This window comes from Cylindrospermopsis sp. CR12 (assembly GCF_001432185.1).
GTDB classification, from domain to species: Bacteria; Cyanobacteriota; Cyanobacteriia; order Cyanobacteriales; family Nostocaceae; genus Raphidiopsis; species Raphidiopsis raciborskii.
The window spans coordinates 176,234-196,718 of the sequence record NZ_LMVE01000048.1; the positions used below are offsets into that span (position 1 = coordinate 176,234).

The 20,485-nt window shown below is 40.0% G+C and carries 16 protein-coding genes and 1 tRNA gene; 7 read left to right on the plus strand and 10 right to left on the minus strand.

Annotation, left to right across the window (positions count from 1 at the left end):
* Window positions 1-2: 2 nt before the first annotated feature.
* Window positions 3-998: an aldo/keto reductase gene (locus ASL19_RS07220; protein ID WP_057177801.1), complete on the minus strand. Its 996-nt coding sequence runs from the start codon at window positions 996-998 to the stop codon at window positions 3-5.
* A gap of 376 nt (window positions 999-1,374) precedes the next feature.
* Between ASL19_RS07220 and pabB the strand changes: the two genes are divergently transcribed.
* Entirely contained in the window at window positions 1,375-3,519 is a 2,145-nt protein-coding gene (pabB, locus tag ASL19_RS07225; RefSeq protein ID WP_057177802.1) for an aminodeoxychorismate synthase component I, read from the plus strand.
* A 6-nt stretch (window positions 3,520-3,525) separates the two neighbouring features.
* Here pabB and ASL19_RS07230 read toward each other — a convergent pair whose 3' ends face one another.
* The gene (locus ASL19_RS07230) at window positions 3,526-5,025 is read right to left on the minus strand and encodes a dolichyl-phosphate-mannose--protein mannosyltransferase (RefSeq protein ID WP_057177803.1); all 1,500 of its coding nucleotides are present in this window, start codon (window positions 5,023-5,025) and stop codon (window positions 3,526-3,528) included.
* Between the two features lie 341 nt (window positions 5,026-5,366).
* Between ASL19_RS07230 and ASL19_RS07235 the strand changes: the two genes are divergently transcribed.
* The gene (locus ASL19_RS07235) at window positions 5,367-6,440 is read left to right on the plus strand and encodes a hypothetical protein (protein ID WP_057177804.1); all 1,074 of its coding nucleotides are present in this window, start codon (window positions 5,367-5,369) and stop codon (window positions 6,438-6,440) included.
* Window positions 6,441-6,519: 79 nt separating this feature from the next.
* Here the strand turns inward: ASL19_RS07235 and ASL19_RS07240 are convergent, their stop codons facing one another.
* On the minus strand, window positions 6,520-8,973 hold the full coding sequence (locus tag ASL19_RS07240; RefSeq protein ID WP_057177805.1) for an ATP-dependent Clp protease ATP-binding subunit: 2,454 nt from the start codon (window positions 8,971-8,973) through the stop codon (window positions 6,520-6,522).
* A 236-nt stretch (window positions 8,974-9,209) separates the two neighbouring features.
* Between ASL19_RS07240 and ASL19_RS07245 the strand changes: the two genes are divergently transcribed.
* Together ASL19_RS07245 and ASL19_RS07250 are read left to right on the plus strand one after the other, a co-directional pair.
* Complete coding sequence (locus ASL19_RS07245; RefSeq protein ID WP_057177806.1) at window positions 9,210-9,419, plus strand: hypothetical protein; 210 nt, start codon at window positions 9,210-9,212, stop codon at window positions 9,417-9,419.
* A gap of 77 nt (window positions 9,420-9,496) precedes the next feature.
* Window positions 9,497-9,793, plus strand: coding sequence for a DUF3288 family protein (locus tag ASL19_RS07250; RefSeq protein WP_057177807.1), 297 nt, complete (start codon window positions 9,497-9,499; stop codon window positions 9,791-9,793).
* A 2-nt stretch (window positions 9,794-9,795) separates the two neighbouring features.
* On the opposite strand, the gene ASL19_RS07255 is transcribed toward ASL19_RS07250, so the two are convergent.
* From ASL19_RS07255 to ASL19_RS07275, 5 genes are all read right to left on the minus strand, one after another.
* Window positions 9,796-11,208 carry an MlaD family protein gene (locus ASL19_RS07255; RefSeq protein WP_057177808.1) on the minus strand — a complete coding sequence of 471 codons (1,413 nt, stop codon included), beginning with the start codon at window positions 11,206-11,208 and terminating at the stop codon, window positions 9,796-9,798.
* A 24-nt stretch (window positions 11,209-11,232) separates the two neighbouring features.
* A complete protein-coding gene (locus ASL19_RS07260; protein ID WP_006275565.1) occupies window positions 11,233-12,021 on the minus strand; it encodes an ABC transporter ATP-binding protein in 789 nt (262 codons plus the stop codon).
* A gap of 109 nt (window positions 12,022-12,130) precedes the next feature.
* Window positions 12,131-12,697, minus strand: coding sequence for a thermonuclease family protein (locus ASL19_RS07265; protein WP_057177809.1), 567 nt, complete (start codon window positions 12,695-12,697; stop codon window positions 12,131-12,133).
* Between the two features lie 18 nt (window positions 12,698-12,715).
* A complete protein-coding gene (locus ASL19_RS07270; protein ID WP_057177810.1) occupies window positions 12,716-13,507 on the minus strand; it encodes an RNA methyltransferase in 792 nt (263 codons plus the stop codon).
* 31 nt (window positions 13,508-13,538) lie between these two features.
* Window positions 13,539-13,620: transfer RNA gene (locus tag ASL19_RS07275), tRNA-Leu, on the minus strand.
* A gap of 121 nt (window positions 13,621-13,741) precedes the next feature.
* Between ASL19_RS07275 and murA the strand changes: the two genes are divergently transcribed.
* The gene (gene murA, locus ASL19_RS07280) at window positions 13,742-15,073 is read left to right on the plus strand and encodes a UDP-N-acetylglucosamine 1-carboxyvinyltransferase (protein ID WP_057177811.1); all 1,332 of its coding nucleotides are present in this window, start codon (window positions 13,742-13,744) and stop codon (window positions 15,071-15,073) included.
* 76 nt (window positions 15,074-15,149) lie between these two features.
* Here murA and ASL19_RS07285 read toward each other — a convergent pair whose 3' ends face one another.
* The gene (locus ASL19_RS07285; protein ID WP_006275561.1) at window positions 15,150-15,908 is read right to left on the minus strand and encodes a hypothetical protein; all 759 of its coding nucleotides are present in this window, start codon (window positions 15,906-15,908) and stop codon (window positions 15,150-15,152) included.
* A gap of 126 nt (window positions 15,909-16,034) precedes the next feature.
* Between ASL19_RS07285 and ASL19_RS07290 the strand changes: the two genes are divergently transcribed.
* Window positions 16,035-17,624: a glycoside hydrolase family 57 protein gene (locus tag ASL19_RS07290; protein WP_057177812.1), complete on the plus strand. Its 1,590-nt coding sequence runs from the start codon at window positions 16,035-16,037 to the stop codon at window positions 17,622-17,624.
* Between the two features lie 132 nt (window positions 17,625-17,756).
* Here ASL19_RS07290 and ASL19_RS07295 read toward each other — a convergent pair whose 3' ends face one another.
* Window positions 17,757-18,590 (minus strand): carbohydrate ABC transporter permease, encoded by an 834-nt coding sequence (locus ASL19_RS07295; RefSeq protein ID WP_057177834.1) that lies wholly within the window; start codon window positions 18,588-18,590, stop codon window positions 17,757-17,759.
* A 61-nt stretch (window positions 18,591-18,651) separates the two neighbouring features.
* On the opposite strand from ASL19_RS07295, the gene ASL19_RS07300 reads away from it, so the two are divergent.
* Window positions 18,652-20,316, plus strand: a complete 1,665-nt coding sequence (locus ASL19_RS07300; protein ID WP_057177835.1) for a metallophosphoesterase — start codon at window positions 18,652-18,654, stop codon at window positions 20,314-20,316.
* Window positions 20,317-20,485: the final 169 nt, after the last annotated feature.

Consider the following 20,485-nt stretch of genomic DNA (forward strand, 5'->3'; position numbering starts at 1 on the left):
TGTCAATTAGTTTGAAAAATGTTCTGCACCATTTTTTTCTCACTCTTGCTAGCTGCAACATCTAATTCAGCTATCTCACCATTATTTAAAAACCAACCCAAAGCTCCCAAGTTTTGTTTTGCTTGCTCTCGATTTTTAGCACCAGGAATAGGAATTGTTCCCTTACAGATACACCAATTAATAGCTACTTGACCCATGGTTTTACCTCGATTATTTGCTATTTCTTCTAAAGTTCCCAAAAGTCCCTTAATACCCGGTAACATTTGTCGAAATAAAATTCCCCGTATTCCTTTGGGCAATTGGCCGTTTTCTCGGAACTTACCCGTAAGTAAACCTAATGCTAAGGGACTATAGGCAATTAATTTAATCCCCAAACTATCACAAACATCTTTTAAACCCAATTCCGTTACCGGATAGGTTGATAACAAAGAATATTGTACCTGTAGACTTGTTATAGGTATACCTCTTTCAGCAAATCTTTTGTGTACCCATAAAAGTCTTTTAGTTCCGTAATTAGACAGTCCCACACCTTTGACCAAACCCTGTGCATATAAGTCAGCCAAACCATCCAATAAGCCTAATTCTTGCCAAGGTGCATAATTGGCTGTTGACCAGTGCATCTGAACTAAATCAACATTTTTACCTAGTCTTTTAGCGGAAGCATCACAAGCAGAAATAATGGATTTTCTCGTCCATCTCCAAGGATAAGCTGCTAATTTTGTCGCAATACAAATATCGCGTTGATTCAGTCTCTCTGGATGGGAATGCTCATAGTCTCTGCTGAATTTTCCTAACAGTATTTCACTTCTTCCCTTGAGTTTTCCCGTTCCATAGGAATCTCCTGTGTCAAACAGGGTGACACCATTATCTACACAAAGATTAAATACCTCTTGTAATTGCTCATCCATGCTTTGTTTGTATCCCCAAAGCAGTTGATTCCCCCAAGACCATGTCCCACATCCCATACTGGGTAATGATATTAATTGATTGGTTGCCATATGAATTGAAATGTTTACACCACTCTCGGTAAAATTATAAGCTCTTGTGGAACAGGATTGTATAATAAGGAATTTAAGTAACCGAGCGATCGCCTTCTGAGGTAATTTACCACAATAACATGGCAAAAATAAGAAAAAATTATATTTATAGGAGGTTGAGATAAGTTTTTTCGTGGTCGAAGGGGTAGGAATGTGATAGCATAGTCACTCCTGAAATGGCGCAAAATCTTAGTGTAGGTTGGGTTGAGGAACGAAACCCAACATTTTTATCCACCCACGGGGAATATCAGGTGTTGGTGGTCGTAGGGAGGATATTAGATGGGATTGACAAACAGCTCTGGAAATAAAATTTCAACCTACTTGCGAGATTTACAAAATGAAAACTCTAATTATTGACAACTATGACTCTTACACTTTCAATCTCTATCAATTAATTGCCGAAGTTAATGGAGAGTATCCGATTGTAGTATACAATGACCAAATAGCATGGGAAGAACTACAAAAGTGGGAATTTGATAATATTGTGATTTCACCAGGTCCTGGTCGTCCTGAGAACTTAAAAGATTTTGGCATTTGTCATCAAGCTATTCAAAATACAAAAGTTCCGCTTTTAGGTGTGTGTTTAGGACATCAGGGACTGGGTAATGGGTATGGAGGAAAAGTTATTCATGCACCAGAAGTTCATCATGGTCGCTTGAGTGATGTTTATCATCATGGAACTGATGTTCTTACAGGAATTCCTTCTCCTTTTTCTGTGGTGCGTTATCATTCCTTATTAGTTGCAGATGACTTACCAGACTGTTTAGAAAAGGTGGCCTGGACAGAAGACAATTTGATTATGGGAATACGTCATCGTTCTTTACCACGTTGGGGTGTGCAGTTTCATCCAGAGTCAATCTGTACTGAATATGGACATACTTTATTTGAGAATTTTAAAGAGATTACCCATAAATTTAACCAAGATAATAACAAAAATATGACTAAGAAATATTGGATGATAAATAATCAAAATGCACCTTTATTAACCAATTTTTCTGAACAAAAACAGCAACAAAAGTTTGAAATTCGTACACGCAAATTAAGTTTTTGTCCTAATACTGAGCAAATGTTTGTACATTTGTTTGGCGAATCAACCAATGCTTTCTGGTTAGATAGTAGTCGGGTTGAACCTGGTCTTTCTCGCTTTTCTTTTATGGGAGATAGTAGTGGTGAAAACAGTCTATTGATTCGTTATCAAACACAATCTCAAGAACTAACAATTACAAAATATGATCAGATCAGTTTGAAGAAAGAGGGAATTTTTGAGTATCTCAAGGGGGAACTAGAACAAAGACACTGTAAATCTGATGATTTACCCTTTGATTTTAACTGCGGGTTTGTGGGTTATTTTGGGTATGAATTAAAGGCAGAATGTGGAGTCAAATTAAAGCATCATTCTACCTTACCTGATGCTATGTTTTTGTTTGCCGATCGCATGATTGCCATTGATCATCAAGAACAAACTGTTTATTTACTTTTCCTAACTGTGTCAGGAGAAACAGCTTCAGCAGAAACCTGGTTTACATGGATGGAACAACAGCTTAAAAATCTACCTCCTCTGTCTCCTGTTATTACTGAAAAGAAAGAAACACCAGTGAATTTTCGATTAAGTCGATCTGAAAAAACTTATCTTGATGATATTCAGAAAAGTTTAGTCGAAATTCACGAAGGAGAAACTTATCAAGTTTGTTTAACCAATCAAATTAAAACAAATACCACTCCTGACCCACTGGCATTTTATCGCACCTTACGTTCAATTAATCCTGCTCCCTACTCGGCATTTTTGCGTTTTGGTAATCTAGCGATCGCCTGTTCATCTCCTGAACGATTTTTAAAAATTGATCCTCAAGGTTGGGTAGAAACTAAGCCCATTAAAGGAACACTCCCACGCGGAAAAACACCAGAAGAAGATTTTATCCTGGGTGAAAGATTACGCAATAGCGAAAAAGATCGGGCGGAAAATTTGATGATTGTGGACTTACTTCGTAATGATTTAGGAAGAGTTTGTGCAGTTGGTACTGTTCATGTTCCCAAATTAATGGAAGTAGAAACTTATGCCACTGTACATCAACTGGTAACAACTATTCGGGGTTATTTACGTGAAGGAATGACTGCTATAGATTGCATTCGTAATGCTTTCCCTGGTGGTTCAATGACGGGGGCTCCAAAAATCAGAACTATGGAAATTATTGACCGATTAGAACAAGAAGCAAGAGGAGTATATTCAGGAGCGATCGGCTTTTTGGGTTTGAATGGTTCAGCTGATTTAAACATTGTGATTCGTACTGCTGTTATAACACCCGAACAAACTTCCATCGGGGTTGGTGGTGGTATTGTCGCACTTTCAGATCCCCAAATGGAGTTTCAAGAAACACTCCTCAAAGGAAAAGCATTGATTAATACTATGATGCTCACTATTCAAGGAACAGCACTTTCTGATAATTACCAAAAAGTTGGGGAGTGCGATCGCTTTGAGTGTTGATCGTTCCTAAATCCAACTCCTAAACCACATACGTAGCCAATAATCTGCTGATGAAAGTGGTAACCCTAAATAAATTGGTAACCAAAAAATAAAAGCAGCTATTGTGGAACTAGTAACAGTCCAACCTAAAATACGCATTGACTTATAACTACTTCGTAAACAACAATCCACAAACCAAGCTAGAGCCAAAAATACAAATACTAAAGCACTCATATAGTGATAAATAAATACACAGCGACTCACCCTCACCCAAGGGAATAAATTAGCAGCATAATTAATAACTACATATAAACCAATCCAAGTATCCACACTGATATTCCTGGGGATAAATAATCGTTTTTGTTGAATTGATGGAAGAACAATGCCAATAAATACAATTTGTAACAACAATATAATTGCAGTAATTCCAAACCACCACAAAAGAGGATTACCCATGGCGTGAACATCATAAATTACTTTGCCAGATGCAGCTGGTAAGGGTGGTCCAAACACAGGTAGGGGATCCTGAAAACTTTGGCTTTTCTGATAAAAATAAGCCATGGGTCGAGTCATTAATGGCCACTTATACCATGGAGCACAATAAGGATGAACACTGGAATCATTACCCCCTAAATGAAGATGAAAGTTCAAAATTTGTTGATGAACTTCTATAAATCCATAACGACGATCAAGTTGGAGGTGGGGAATCCAAATCAGACTATATGTAATCAGGGGAATAATTCCCAAAAAAAATCCCATCTCCCAAATATTTATCTGGGTAATTTTTGCCAAGGGAATTCTCACCATATCTGGCTCGTTTTTCACCCTTAATTCTTCGTTTGATTCTTGATAGAATCCTTGGTTTGGTTCATTTTTGCCAGGTTGTAACCACCTAATTATCCAGCCCACTATCCACATTCCATAAACACCTAGTAGAAACCACAATCCATTCCATTTTGTGGCTAAGGAAGCACCAAAGCAAATTCCTGCTACTAGTAATTTTATTAATTTCTCCCACTTTTGCCCAGGTCTTTTTTCTAATGCCAACAATAAAAACCATTGCCCAAGTAAGCCAAATAATACTATATATATATTACTCAAAGCATAACGAGATTCTACTAAAAATAAACCATCTAAAGCTGTAAATAAACCTGCTAATAGTGCAAAACCACGACGATAACTTAACTGATAACTCAAAAAAATAGCTATCACCGGAATCAAAGAACCTGTTAATGCGTTTGCCCAACGATAACTCCAAGAAGATAATAGGGAACCCGTCAAACTATTAAGACTATTTTGCCAGAAGGGAATATGACTACCTATCCAAATTCCTAGACCAATTAGGTACTGACTCAAGGGAGGATGAGCATTAAAAAATGGCGTTTTTGTTAAATAGTTGTTGCCAAATTGTGCAAAGTAAACCTCATCAAACACCAAGGTATTAAATCTAGCCAATCCCCAAAACCGTAAACCGACGGCGAATATAAATATTCCTAGTATACTGAGACGAAATGTTCTTTTGGTCATTATTTTTTCATGGTTAAGTTAAATTTAATCCTAACTTAGCTTTTTTGTGATATAACTGTGATATAATAAGGCGCTGTTGGCTATCGTCCCACTCTCTCTAAAGCTATAAATTTTTCCCTGGGATAACCGAGAAAAATTAACCATAATTTGAGATAATGTAGCAGATTTTAATCGGGGTGTTAATGATCTATTACCGCGCTCTATGGATAACCCAGAGTATAACTCTCTGGGTATGTAGAAGTTCAAGGTCAAATCAAAAATCCAGAATTTTCTGGTGAGAGCATAAAAAGTCAATTTTTTCTGACCAGGATATTACCAATTAATAAGGGTGATCTATCATTATGACCAAGTATGATAAAATCTTTAATTCCTCAGCATTTACAACTGAATCCCTAAATTCAGAGGAAGCAGTAGCAGCTATAGCAATTATTAGTGCAGCTGTTGACTGTACTATAGAAGATATAGACACGGAAAGTTTAGCGGATATTTTACTAGAATTTCAGGTTTTTGATGGGTACTCTCAAGAGGAAATCTTAGAACTGGTCAATAGACTAGTAATTATTGCTCAGGAGGAAGGATTAGGTTCCCTATTTAATACTGCCAATACAAGTTTAAAAAGTGATACAGTCTTGGACGCGTTTGCTGCTGGTGTAGTAATGCTATTGGAAGAAGAGAGTATCACTATACCTAAAGAAAAACAGTCATATATTAAACAACTACAACAAGCCTTAGAATTGCAGGATATAGAAGCTGAGGAAGTTATTAGAGAGGTAATAGCAGTAATAGAAGATCCACAAAATATAGAAGATACACAAGAATTAAAACAACCAGAAATCATAGTAGATGAGTTAGGACAGGAAATATACCAATCTCCTTCAAATAATTTCAGAGTTCTTGTACCTGTAACATCAGAACGAGGAGGAAAAATTGTTAGTCAACAGGGAATGGTTGGTTTCTCTGACAGTGGGGGAACTTTTATCAGAATTGATTACTATCCCCTTACTAAAGAACATTTAGAAACTATGGAGGAACAAGGACAAGAAACATATCTCCACTCTGTTTTAATTGAAAGATATTTACCTCAAGCTATTTTGAAAAACATCCTGGGCGCAGAAATTAAGTATACTGAGTACCTACAGGATAGCTTACTCCAAGATACTTTAAGTAGTTATTATTATGTATTAGTGGACATGCCTAAAGGCTCAAGCATTTCCCAAAGGGAAAACAATGGTAACCCAACAAGATTAGATGCATACCGTGGTTTATTGACATTCACTAATGGCAATTTTCTGTATATAGTTAGCAGTCAACGAACATTTTTTACTGGTGACCTTCGAGGTTCCATTCTAGATGAAGCTGAGGACATGAAGCAGAATATTTTAGAGTTTATTGAGACCATGGATTTTGGACTATAGTTAGCTGCTCAATCCTCCTGGTGACAATTCCCATGGATAGAATCTATGGGAATTGTGGGAGGACTAACCATTACCAATATTAAGCAGTAGCACTAACTAGTACCAAGTCACGGGTTTCTGCTTTCTTCACCTTCACCAAACCATCGTCATCAACATCCACAATGGCCTGGTCACCTTCTCTAATTTCACCGGACAACATGGCCTCCGCTAAGGAATCCTCTAATAGTCTCATTATGGCCCGACGTAATGGTCTAGCACCATAACTGGGATCATAGCCTTCCGTAACTACTAGGTCTTTAAATGCTTCTGTCACCTCTAACTTAATCCCTTTCTCCTGGAGACGCTTAGCAACTTCCTCAAGCATGATCTGGGAAATTTCTTTGACCTCGTCTTTATTCAACTGACTGAAGACGATAATCTCATCTACTCGATTGAGAAATTCAGGACGGAAATAGGACTTAAGTTCTTCGTTGACTAGATTGCGAATGCGATTGTAACTAGCGTTGGCTTGATTATCAAATTCAAACCCTAAACTCATACCACCCTTTTCAATTACCTTAGACCCAATGTTGGATGTCAAGATAATTAGGGTGTTCTTGAAGTCCACTTTCCTACCTTTAGCATCCGTAAGATGACCGTCATCTAGGATTTGCAGTAACATATTGAACACATCGGGATGTGCTTTCTCAATTTCGTCAAATAGCAGCAATGTGTAGGGTTTACGCCTTACTGCCTCCGTCAGTTGTCCACCCTCATCGTAGCCTACGTAACCTGGAGGTGAACCAATCAGTTTGGAAACATTATGGCTTTCCATGTATTCGGACATATCTAAACGAATCATGGAATCTTCTGCACCGAAGAAGTAGGTTGCTAAGGCCTTGGCCAGTTCAGTTTTGCCTACCCCTGTAGGTCCACTGAAGATAAAACTAGCTATAGGACGATTAGGACTTTTTAAGCCCACGCGGGCGCGACGAAGAGAACGGGAAACTGCCGTGACCGCTTGTTCCTGTCCAATTAGTCTTTTATGCAGGGTATCTTCTAGATGCAACAACAACTCAGATTCAGATTCGGTTAGTTTATTCACAGGTACTCCCGTCCAGGAGTACACTATTTCAGCAATATCCTCTTCTTCTACCTGGGGAATGGTAATCTTGGGCAAATTTTGTGCGATCGCTAGTTGGGTTTGTAAATCTAGCTCTTCCTGACGCAGTTTACTAGCTTTGCCAAAGTCTTGAACTCTTACTGCTTCCGCCTTCTCTTGGCTAGTATTTTTCAGTTGTTGTTTCAGCTCTTTATTATCAATGATTCGGGAGTGCCTTAACCTTACCCGAGAACCAGCTTCATCTATTAGGTCTATGGCTTTATCAGGGAGAAAGCGATCGCTGATGTACCTATCTGATAACTCAGCTGCAGCAATAACTGCATCATCGGAAATAGTTACTTTGTGATGTTGCTCGTAAGCACTGCGCAGACCTCGAAGGATTTCTATGGTTTCTGCTACTGATGGTTCCCCTACCAAAATTGGTTGAAAACGTCTTTCTAAAGCTGCATCCCGCTCAATATACTTCCGATACTCATCCAAAGTGGTGGCACCGATACATTGTAGTTCACCCCTGGCCAGGGCGGGTTTGAGTATGTTAGCCGCATCCAAACCTCCTTCCGTACCGCCAGCACCCACGATGGTATGAATTTCATCAATCACCAAGATAATATTGCCGACGGAGCGAATTTCCTCCATCACCTTTTTCAGACGCTCTTCAAAATCTCCCCGGAAGCGTGTTCCCGCAACCAGCAAGCCCATATCCAGACTAATTACCTGTTTATTCAGCAATATTTCAGGAACATCCTGGTTCACAATCCGTTGAGCTAAACCCTCGGCAATTGCGGTTTTCCCTACCCCGGGTTCACCAATTAACACAGGATTGTTCTTGGTGCGACGACCCAATATTTGTACGGTGCGTTCAATCTCTTTTTGTCGACCCACTACCGGATCTAACCTCCCCTGTTGGGCCAACTTGGTGAGGTTACGTCCAAATTCTTCTATACTAAGATTTTGGTTGCGTCTGGGGTTGTCTTGACGACCAGCAACCACTCTATTATCTTCACCCAATATACTCATCACTCTGCTGCGTACTGTCTGCAGTTCAATCCCAAGACTCTTTAACACCTTGGCTGCAACCCCTTCTCCCGCATCAGTTAATCCTAACAATAAGTGTTCTGTATTTATGTAGTTGTGACCAAGACCGTGAGCCTCTCTAAAAGACTGCTCAAATAGACTCTTGACTTTTGGTGTAAAAGGGATTTCGGGCGGGACGAAACCAGAACCCCTACCGATAATTTTTTCAACTTCCCGACGCGCATCCTTGAGGGTGACACCCAAATCTGTCAGAACCTTCGCCGCAACACCTGTTCCTTCCCCTATTAAACCCAGGAGAATTTGTTCTGTGCCGACAAAGTTATGACCCAGGCGGCGTGCCTCCTCCTGCGCTAACATAATTACCCTAATGGCTTCGGATGTGAAGTGTTCAAACATAGCGGGTTCTCTCTCCGATACTTTTGCTAACTACTGCTAACAAATACACTAATCGATTTTATTCAACCTGTGCCAATTAGCATAAGTGGGTAAACTCCTCGTAGACCAATCTCGGTTCCTAGACTTGATATTGCTCATCCTTGGATGTTGAAGGAATAAGGTTATCAAGGAATTTGTACTCAACCAAAAGAACCTAGCTTCTGCTGGCATTTCTCCCTACTTAGGATGAATCGCAGATGGTTGTTCGTTGGTTTAGTTGGTTTAATAGTACCACTTTGATCCGAAATTGGGCAATAGTCTTAAAGACACTGGAATTACATCCAGAATATCCTTATTTAACCATATTTGGCAGTGGTGAGAGCCGTATTAACCTGGATGTGGTAGCCGTCATTAACTCCCATCCCTATATTATAGGTCTGGTATGGTATGCTTTGTATTTGTTATAATAATATAACAATCCTCAATAGACCAGGGGTGTGTCAATTACTTCTGCCCCTTAAATCCGTAAATTTAGGTAATATTTATGACAGATGCTTCTCCCTCCAAGGAACAAAATCACCCCCGCTATCACAGCGATCGCCTGACTATTAATAGTCTACTATCTGAGGACAAAACAGATTATAATTTAGCGGAACTGGCTCGACTAAAAATCAGATATCAGGGTTTTCCAGGAGCTCGGGACCTACAGAATGATTTAGACCGCATTTTGCAACTCTGGGGTTTGACTGCGGAAGAACTCTTTGTCAAAACACGAGCCATTCACCATGTAGGCGGGATTTACAAAAGTCGTGCTAAAAGAGAGGAAGAAGATTGGAATTAGACCTATGGTTCCTGGGAGGATGGCAAAACTGGCTCTGGTAATAACTCGGGTACAGGGGTAATTTCTGTCACCGGATTGGGAGTTGCAGGAACGGAAGGAACCACTCGATTTTCTTGTTTTTCCAACTTTTCTGCTTTTACTCCATGATTGCTAAATCCTAAATCGGAGGTTGTTTCTGACTTAGACTGACCCTGATTGATTGATAGTTTAATCGAGTCTAAAGTCAAGGCCACTTTTGTTTGTTCCTGCATATCCCCCGTGGAAGATAGCAACTTATTCAACCCATTCACCAGTTGCAACAAATTTTGCCGGAATTTAGGATCTCCCGTTAACTCATCTAAATCAGATGTGATTTTTTGAGTATTTTCAAAGGTGACTCTTGCCGCATCCAGTGTCTGCTGTAATAAAACTATGTTTTTAGGATCTGCTAAAGTCTTACTAGCATCTTTTAAACTAATCGAAGCCTCTGCTGCATTAGCTGAGAGAATCTCCAGGTTTTTGAGTATATCTCCTTGGGTTAATCTGGTTACGGCTGGTGACAGCGCATTAACTGTTTGCCTCAATTGATTGCTTGTTTCGTTAATATTATTCAAAGTACTGACTAATGCTGAACGATTTGTAGTCAATAAATCATCGAGATTATTAATAAGTTTACCCGCTTGCTTTGCTGCTGTACTGAAATCACCAGCGGTTGTATTTATCTGTGCCGCTGTTTGTTTAGTAGTAGCAGTGAGTTCATTAGTTGCACGTTGAATAGTCACAGCAGTATCAGAAAATTTTCCCACTTCTCCCTGAAAACTTCTGCTGGCAATTTGTAATTCTCGACTTAGCTTAGCTATACTAGCCGCTGCATCTGTGGAAGTAATTAACAAACGATTAATATTATCGTAAAACTGCTGATTTCCATATCTATCAGCAAAATCCGACGACTGTCTAATTAGTCTGTCAACACTAGTGCCAATTTGACCCCTTAACTTACCGGACTGATGACAGATTATCAAACCGGGATTACAATCCTTATCCAGGGGTTTAGCAGTGTTAGGATCTAAGGTAACATCACCTAGGGGAGTAATATCAACAATACTTTCACTGATTAAACCACTTTGATTAGCTTCTATTCTGGAATCGGCGGGTATTAGCAAATTAGGGTCATTGATTTCCAGCTCGACTTCCACCGCATTTGGTTTAGTAGTCATCCTGGCAATACTACCCACTTTAACCCCGCGATAGCGGACAGGATCGCCTTTTTGCATACCTCCAGCATCAGCAAATTCCACTATTACCTGATAGGAACTACGTCCTGGAGTCACTCGATTTAGCCATAAAAAAATAACACCAAATGCTCCCAAACCAATTAGGAATATTAATCCTACTGCACCTTCCCTAAAAGTCCTTGTAGTTTTGAATCCACTCATTCAATCCCCCTTTCATACTGGTTATTAGCCAATCACCTGAATTGGTCCCTGGATACTACCACTCATAAACTGTCTGATTAACTGATTATCAGTGTAATCTATTTCACTTATTTTACCTTGCCATTGTACCTTGCCCTGGTAAAGAAATATTAACTTATCCGCTGTGCGTCTGATTGTGCTATCCTGGTGGGTAACAATGCAGTAGGTACTACAAACGCCTTGAGTATGTTGCAAGTTACGGATCAAATCTTCTATAACAGTAGAAGCGATTGGATCAAGCCCAGCAGTAGGTTCATCATATAGTAGAACTTCCGGAGTATCACGGGGATAGTCAGGATTGGACATAATAGCACGGGCAAAACTTACCCTTTTTCGCATCCCACCAGAAAGTTCCGAAGGGTAAAGATTAGCAATTTCAGCTGATAACCCCACCATTTCTAATTTTTCGTTGACTAGGTTGCGAATGCGATTGGAGGCTAGTTTTGATTTTTGATATAATAGGAACCCCACATTTTCATCTACATTTAAGGAATCAAACAGGGCCGCCTGTTGAAATACCATGCCAATGCCAATGGGGTCTTTATTATCTTCAATTAAACCATTGCGTTTTTTTCCTTGAATATAAATTTCTCCTGCATCAGGTTCTAGTAGGCCTGCTATAATTCTTAGGATAGTTGATTTTCCCGTTCCTGATGGTCCAATAATTCCCAGTGCTTCTCCTCTGTAAATTTGTAAATCCACACTGTCTAAAACCCTGGTTCTTCCAAATGATTTAGAAACACCTCTCAGTTCAATCAACGGTTGGTCTGACATACCGGATGATCTCACTAAGGATTCGTACTTGGGCAATTGGTTGTTAGTCATCGTAAATTAACTCTAAATTATATATCCTAACTGTGGTTTTTAAAAACCGCCACCCACCCTATAGTTTGCGATATTCCCAGGGATTAATAAATTCATCATCACCCCAAATTCCTATTTTTTGTCTTTGGGCCTGGGTTTGTGCCTGTAACATAATATCTTTACTACTACATAGTTTCATGTATTCCGGATGGACTTTTGCCAAGCCTTCTGTCAATAAAACTTCTTGCACTAAAGTATCATCTCTCAACCGCAATTCTATAACTTTTCTACCATATTCGTCCTGGTCAACAACATTTATTTTCACCCTACGCCCTGAATTTTTAATCAATTGTGCCAGACGATTTTTTGCCCTTACCCCCCAATTAAACTGATTCATATCCCGCCTTTTTTTACTCCTCTTTTGCTTATGGGAATGGGGTATCTCTGGTGCATCTATACAACCCAGTCGTACTTTGTGTTTTTCTCCACTACCATCTCTTAATATCAATGTGTCTCCATCACTTACTTTCTCTACAACGTCTTTAATATTTGTATTCTCAAATAAGGACATGTTACAACCTGATATTACCATAAACCCTACCAACATACTGAGACTAGTAAAAGTCCTAATCAAGAACTGACTCATTCTCTTTCTTGTCAAATACTAATTTGTATTTTTTCCACAAGTTTTTTGTCGCTGCGCCTCATATAATATTAAAGAGGCAGATATAGCCACATTTAAGGATTCAACTTGAGGGCTAAGAGGTATTTTAACTTGTATATTTGCCATTGTTGCCAATTCATCTGATAAACCAGCACCTTCATTGCCCAGTAAAATAAGACTGGGTAAAGACCAATCCACTTGCCAATAGGTTAACTCAGCGGTTGGTAGGGTAGCAACCACTTGCATACCTCCTCGTTGACAATCTTGTACAGTGTCCTTTAGGTTGTGACTTACCTGCTTTTTTAAGCGAAACCACTGGCCAGCAGAAGCCCGCAAAACCTTAGGATGGTCTAAATCCACACTATCATTACTTAACCATAAACCGGAAGCATCCACAGCAGCAGCAGTACGGATAATAGTTCCCAAATTGCCTGGATCCTGAATAGTTTCCAGAGCTAGAGCCAACCCCGTCATGGGAATGGGGTGATCCTCACAACGTTTGACCATGGCCACCACACCATCCGGTTGGACCGTGGTGGCCATAGATGCCAAAACCTCTTGGCTGACTATTTCTGTACGATGACAAGCATTACAAACATTTTGCCACAATTCCGAATGGGAATTTTGCCAATCCATAGTGCAACAAACCGTTTCCAACGGGTAATTTACACTACAAGCCTCTGTAATTAAATGTGTTCCCTCCAACACAAACAACTGTTGTTTATGTCTCTCCTTAGCGGAGTGTAACTTACGGATCTGCTTAACTAGAGGATTTTGTAAACTGGTCAGCACAACACTCCACAAGGACTAATAATTGCCCGAATGCGGAACCCGGGACTTGAACCCGGAAGCCTTACGGCACTAGAACCTGAATCTAGCGCGTCTGCCAATTCCGCCAGTTCCGCACATTACATTTAGTATTTTACCGCATTTCACTGCTGACTTAATATGATGACGTAAATCTTGGGGATTGTCAAGAGAACTAGTAAACTTTGCTGTAGAATCTAAAACTGAACGCGAACACCTATGACCGTAAATCTTAAAGGAGGTAGACTTATTAATTCTCCTAGCACCCTGTCAGATACCCAAGTAGACTCCTCAGTCTTAAAAATTTGTGGTGGATATTCCCTGGAAGGGAATGTAAGAATTAGCGGGGCCAAAAATTCAGCCCTGGTAATCATGGCTGGAGCTTTGCTTTGCTCTGGAGATTGTCGGATTAGTAATGTCCCTTTGTTAGCGGACGTAGAAAGTATGGGGCAAGTTTTAACTGCTTTAGGTTTATCCGTGGAAAGGCATAAGGATACACTGAATATTAATGCTAGAGATATTACCACATCTAAAGCACCCTATGAACTGGTAACCCAGTTGCGGGCAAGCTTTTTTGCCATTGGTCCAATTTTAGCTCGATTAGGTGTAGCACAAATGCCTTTACCAGGAGGTTGCGCTATTGGTGCCAGACCCGTTGATCTACATGTTCGCGGACTACAAGCCATGGGAGCAGATATGGAGATCGAACATGGAATTTGTCATGCCCAGGTTACTGGTAACAATGGTAGATTACAAGGTGCGCGAATTTATTTAGATACTCCCAGTGTTGGTGCCACAGAAACCTTGATGATGGCTGCTACTCTAGCTGATGGAGAAACCATCATTGAAAATGCTGCCCGAGAGCCAGAAGTAGTAGATTTGGCTAACTTCTGTAATTCTATGGGGGCAAAAATTCAAGGTGCGGGCACAGGTACAATTACCATCGTCGGTGTTGATAAACTGCACTCTACCGAATATAGTATTATTCCTGATCGCATTGAAGCAGGTACATTTTTAATTGCTGCTGCGATTACTCACTCTGAATTGCTGCTATCTCCAGTTAAATCAGAGCATTTAATCCCTGTAATTGCTAAGTTGAAAGATATTGGTGTGTCCATCTTCCAAGAAGGTACAGACTGCTTGCGGGTAAAACCTGCACAAAAACTCAAAGCTACCAACATTGATACTTTACCCCATCCAGGGTTTCCTACAGATATGCAAGCGCAATTCATGGCACTATTAAGCATAGCTGATGGTGATAGTATTATTAACGAATCGGTTTTTGAAAACCGGTTGAGTCATGCTTCTGAGTTAAACCGGTTAGGAGCGGAAATTCGCGTTAAGAGTAATACGGCATTTGTTCGGGGTGTACCAATATTATCAGGGGCACCAGTTATCGGTACAGACCTAAGAGCATCCGCAGCACTAGTGTTAGCCGGTCTTGCAGCACAAGGAGAAACGATTATTCAAGGACTAAAACATTTAGATCGTGGCTATGATAGATTAGATACTAAATTACAGCAAGTTGGGGCAAAAATAATCCGTACATAAAACATAAGTAATCGCGGGTATGTAGTTTTAAATAGGACTTATTGTGATAACAGCAAGTCCTAATTTTTCCTAAGCTTTAACTACATCCCTCCACATATCCCACCTCTGGTAGCTTACCCGACCTAAAGCTAGTAACCTGCTTACCATCGGTTTCAAAAACCACGCGATACTTGTTGTCTGTCTGTTCTTTAGGAACAAAAATCAAATAATGTCCCTTGGGATTATATTCGTGGGTTTTAACTTCAATTTGTTCAGGAGGGTAAAGGGATTTGATTTTTTCTTCTGTGTCCCCAATTTTGGCACCTGAAACCGTAGTGATTTTTGGACTGTTTATATCTATCCTAGCAATGGCATCACTGGTGATGTTTTGCTGACGACCTTTTTCCTCATCTTTAGTGACCATAAAGGATATACCTTTGAGTCGCCCTTCTGCTTCAAGATAATAACAACTATCATTACCAGCATAGGAAACATATAGGCGGGTTCCCTGAGCAGCAGCAGCAGCTTCAGGAATATTCATTCCTACCCTTACTGGTCCAATACCATTGATACTTAACTGCGCTTGGGAGTTAAGCTTGGTTTTGGGAGTTTCTGGCAAGGTATTTTCCTTGACTGGTTCTTTAGTATCTGTGGACTGAGGTTGGGGATTTAAGTTGGTGCTGGGAGTTTCTGGTGCAGTATTTTGCCCTACAGACTCAACACTAGTAGTGGTACTACCCGTAGACTGGGTCTGCATCCTGGTTTGGGCAATAACTACACCTATGGTAAAAATGGCAACTGCTAGCCCCATGGCAATGAGGAAAAGCATTTTCCTTTTTCTGATTTTAATATTCATGAACTTCCGTAAATGTGACAATAGTAAACATAATTATCTTAAAATATTGTTAATTTCTACCCAACCCCGGATCTCCAATTTAACCAGATCTCTAATTTAACCTCAGTTTCTAACCCCAAAACCATTATGGCTATAGGCTACGTCGCACTTGTACTCCATGCACATTTACCCTTCGTTCGTCACCCAGAAAGTGACTATGTGCTGGAAGAGGAATGGCTATATGAGGCCATTACAGAAACATACATTCCTTTGCTCAAAGTATTTGAAGGATTGAAGCGGGATGGCATCGACTTCAAAATCACTATGAGTATGACACCACCATTGGTATCCATGCTCCGTGATCCCTTATTGCAAGAACGCTATGAACAACACCTAAGTAAGCTGGAAGAATTAATAGAGTTAGAATCAGAACGCTATCTTCAGCATGGACATTTGCATTATTTAGCTGAACACTATGCTACTGAATTCAATGAAGCACGCCACGTCTGGGAAAAATACAATGGTGATTTAGTTACAGCTTTCCAGGAATACCAACAAAGCAATAACTTAGAAATCATTACCTGTGGAGCTACCCATGGGTATTTACCCTTAATGAAAATGTATCCCCAAGCCGTATGGGCGCAAATTCAGGTAGCCTGTGAGCATTACACAGAAACTTTTGGTCAACCACCCAAGGGAATTTGGTTACCCGAATGTGCCTATTATGAAGGTTTAGAGCGAATGCTGGCGGATGCTGGACTAAGATATTTTTTGACCGATGGTCATGGTATTTTATATGCTCGTCCCCGTCCTCGCTTTGGAACTTATGCTCCTATTTTTACAGAAACAGGAGTAGCAGCTTTTGGTCGTGATCAAGAATCTTCACAACAGGTATGGTCTTCGGAAGTGGGTTATCCTGGTGCTGCTGAATATCGGGAATTTTACAAAGATCTCGGTTGGGAAGCGGAATATGAATACATCAAACCCTATATTATGCCCAATGGTCAGCGGAAAAACATAGGGATTAAGTATCATAAAATCACCGGACGTGGCTTAGGTCTTTCCGACAAAGCCTTGTATGATCCTTACTGGGCTAAGGAAAAGGCCGCAGAACATGCTGCTAACTTCATGTATAATCGGGAGAAGCAGACCGAACATCTACATGGTATTATGGGTAGACCCCCAATTATTATTTCCCCCTATGATGCGGAGTTGTTTGGTCATTGGTGGTATGAAGGTCCTTGGTTTATTGATTATCTATTTCGTAAGTCCTGGTATGACCAGGGGACATATCAAATGACCCATTTGGCAGATTACTTACGAGATAATCCCTATCAGCAAGTTTGTCGTCCCTCCCAATCTAGTTGGGGTTACAAGGGTTTCCATGAATACTGGTTAAATGATACTAATGCCTGGATTTATGCTCACTTACATAAAGCTGCTGAAAGAATGATCGAACTTTCTCGCCTTGAACCAGCGGATGAACTACAGTGGAAAGCATTGAATCAAGCAGCACGGGAATTGTTGTTGGCACAATCTTCTGACTGGGCATTTATTATGCGTACAGGAACAATGGTTCCATACGCGGTAAGAAGAACAAGGTCTCATTTGATGCGGTTTAACAAAATTTACGAAGATGTTAAAATTGGCAAGGTTGATAGCGGTTGGCTAGAGAAGGTTGAGTTAATGGATAATATTTTCCCTAGCATTAATTATCGAGTTTATAGACCTGTTTAGTTTGCTGTTGGGTATATTTTAATTATAGCTTTAGCCATAATGCTATATGAAGGGTTAATGGGTAGCTACTCAACTCGCTTCCACCCCCCTTTTAAGTGGCTACAGCTATAATGAACAAATGAACAAGGGCTTCTAACCTTTGATGCCACTGCCTGTATCTGTAGGCACAATAAACTTCTGTAAAAATAAGAATAAGAGTAAAACAGGAGCAACGGAAATAATTGACCCAGCAGCTACCAATCGCCAATCTAAGGAAAATGTACCTGCTAATTTAGCTACCCCTAGTGGTAAGGTATATAGGCTTTCATCCTGGATAACAATTAATGGCCACAGAAAGTCACTCCAAGCTCCAATAAACACAAAAATTGCCAAGGTGATTAATGCTGGTTTGATAGCTGGTAGCATGATGAACCACCATAATCCCAATTCGGAACTACCATCTATACGAGCAGCTTCTTCTATTTCTTTTGGCACTCCCATAAAAGCTTGTCTCAACAGAAATATACCGAAAGCAGAGGCTAAACTGGGAAAAATCATTCCTAAATAACTGTTGGTTAAACCCAATTGAACGGTGATGATATACAGGGGAATCATCACAATCTGAAAGGGAATCATAATTGTGGAAACAATGGCAATAAAAATGGTATTTCTCCCCAAAAATGAGAGTCTTGCTAGGGGATAAGCTGCTAGGGAACAAAACAATAGGTTCAAAACTACTGTTAATATGGCTACTAAAAAACTATTGTATAGATATTGTCCAAACGGTAAGGACTCCCAAACCCGGACGAAGTTATCTAAGGTGGGTTGAAGGGGTAAGAGTTTTGGCGGAGTCTCTAAAAGATTCTCCGTAGGTGATTTTAAAGCAGTACTAATTAGCCATAGTAAGGGGAAAAGAGTCAAAAGAGCGATCGCCAGTAATAGGGCGTATACACCAAAAATTTGGATGGGAGATTTTCGGGTGTTCATAGGTTGTGGTGATATGATACAATGGTAAGATAGTATAACCATGACCGCACAGTTTTCCCAAATGACATCAAAACCTCAACTGTTAACAGATCCATTTCTACAACTACCAATGGTCAATTCGGTGCGGGTGGTTTGGTTTACAGAATTTGCGGGTGAGCAGCATTTAGTTACTCATGGTCATCATCTGGAAAAAACCACCATTGCTCAAACCACAAAACTGACTCGCGTCAGAGAAGATCAGGACTCCAGGGTAAAAGAGCAAAGAAAAAAAGGACAAGTTTACCAAAAACCAGTTCAACGAGATATTTGGCGACAGGAAGCAGAAATTACGGATCTAACCCCCAATTTACGGATTCCCTACTATGTAACAAGCATAACAGAAGATGGGGTGAAAATAAACAGTGAGGTTTTTACCCTTACACCTATTCCCCAACCAGGTAAACCCCTGAAAATTCTTCTCACCTCCGATCACCAATTAAAACCAATGACAGCGGCCAATTTACAGAAAGTGGTGGAAACGGTCGGTGTAGTTGACGCGGTGTGGTTTGCTGGAGACTTAGTCAATGTGCCAGACCGCGCTTCAGAATGGTTTGATGATCTTCGCGGTAATGCTTTTTTTCCAGGTTTACAAGGTCGTGCCCAATATACTATGGAATATAACGGGGAAAAACTTACCTATACCGGTGGTAAGATTATTCAGAATGCTCCCTTGTTCCCCTGTGTTGGTAATCATGAGATTATGGGAAGATATACGGGAAATATTAGTTTAAACCAGGAATTTAATGATACCATTCCCCGGGAAATTGCTCAGGAATGCTATAATGAAGTTTGTGGAAAAGAATATTTAAAAGACTATAGTTTTAATACTATTACCTACGAGGAAATTTTTAGTTTACCCGAGAGTAAAACCGGGGGAAAAACCTATTACGCCCTCAGTTTTGGGGATGTGAGATTAATAGTCTTATATGTGACGAACGCGTGGCGAAATCCCAAATTAGAGTCCCCTGTCAAAGGTAGATATAAAGAAACAAATCAGCAACTTTCCTCTCCTGAAAATTGGGGATATGGCCAAATAATTTATGAACCAATTGTTCCAGGAAGTGACCAGTATATTTGGCTTGAGCAAGAATTAAACAGTCCTGAATTTGAACAAGCAAAATATAAAGTGGTAATGTTTCACCATCCAGCACATACCCTAGGTGATAATATTGTCCCACCTTATACTAATCCCTTACAGATTATTGAAAAAGATGAATTAGGGAATATTCAGTCTGTAACCTATCAATATCCAAAGAACACCGATTATATAATTCGTGACTTGATACCCTTACTAGAGCAGGCCAAAGTTCAACTAGTCTTTTATGGACACTCCCACCTGTGGAATCGGTTTCTCAATCAAGGAGGAATCAACTTTTTAGAAACTTCTAATGTGGGTAATTCCTATGGTGCTGCTTGGGGAAAAAGAGAGCGAGACATCCCCCAGCAATATCAAGAGGATTTTCCACAAGACTACATAGCAAGTGGTAATCCCAATGGTTTACCACCAATCACACCTACTATTTCTCCACTCCTAGGGGAAGATGGTCAACCCTTACCTTATATTGCAAGCAATCAGTTCACAGTTTTTACTATTTTTGACACTGGAACCGGTACTGTTAGCAGTTATCGCTTCGATACAACAAGTCCCAATTCTTCAGTTATTAAATTCGATGAGTTTAGTTTGTAATCGGTAATCATGAATCTTAATCAGTTACCAGGAGCTGAGATTATCCTACATTGAAAAAACTTGGACCTAGGGATGGGTTAAGGAACGAAACCCATGCGGGCGTTGGGTTTCATACTTCAACCTAACCTACATTCATTTTATATTTAATTCCACCCACCCACTTAACTTT

Bases quoted from the DNA above. Each gene is read 5' to 3' on its own strand.
- murA (WP_057177811.1), top strand. From the start codon at position 13,742: ATGACCGTAAATCTTAAAGGAGGTAGACTTATTAATTCTCCTAGCACC.
- ASL19_RS07255 (WP_057177808.1), bottom strand. From the start codon at position 11,208: ATGAGTGGATTCAAAACTACAAGGACTTTTAGGGAAGGTGCAGTAGGA.
- ASL19_RS07260 (WP_006275565.1), bottom strand. From the start codon at position 12,021: ATGTCAGACCAACCGTTGATTGAACTGAGAGGTGTTTCTAAATCATTT.
- ASL19_RS07245 (WP_057177806.1), top strand. From the start codon at position 9,210: ATGGTTGTTCGTTGGTTTAGTTGGTTTAATAGTACCACTTTGATCCGA.
- ASL19_RS07300 (WP_057177835.1), top strand. From the start codon at position 18,652: ATGACATCAAAACCTCAACTGTTAACAGATCCATTTCTACAACTACCA.
- pabB (WP_057177802.1), top strand. From the start codon at position 1,375: ATGAAAACTCTAATTATTGACAACTATGACTCTTACACTTTCAATCTC.
- ASL19_RS07290 (WP_057177812.1), top strand. From the start codon at position 16,035: ATGGCTATAGGCTACGTCGCACTTGTACTCCATGCACATTTACCCTTC.
- ASL19_RS07230 (WP_057177803.1), bottom strand. From the start codon at position 5,025: ATGACCAAAAGAACATTTCGTCTCAGTATACTAGGAATATTTATATTC.
- ASL19_RS07240 (WP_057177805.1), bottom strand. From the start codon at position 8,973: ATGTTTGAACACTTCACATCCGAAGCCATTAGGGTAATTATGTTAGCG.
- ASL19_RS07220 (WP_057177801.1), bottom strand. From the start codon at position 998: ATGGCAACCAATCAATTAATATCATTACCCAGTATGGGATGTGGGACA.
- ASL19_RS07285 (WP_006275561.1), bottom strand. From the start codon at position 15,908: ATGAATATTAAAATCAGAAAAAGGAAAATGCTTTTCCTCATTGCCATG.
- ASL19_RS07250 (WP_057177807.1), top strand. From the start codon at position 9,497: ATGACAGATGCTTCTCCCTCCAAGGAACAAAATCACCCCCGCTATCAC.
- ASL19_RS07235 (WP_057177804.1), top strand. From the start codon at position 5,367: ATGACCAAGTATGATAAAATCTTTAATTCCTCAGCATTTACAACTGAA.
- ASL19_RS07295 (WP_057177834.1), bottom strand. From the start codon at position 18,590: ATGAACACCCGAAAATCTCCCATCCAAATTTTTGGTGTATACGCCCTA.
- ASL19_RS07265 (WP_057177809.1), bottom strand. From the start codon at position 12,697: ATGAGTCAGTTCTTGATTAGGACTTTTACTAGTCTCAGTATGTTGGTA.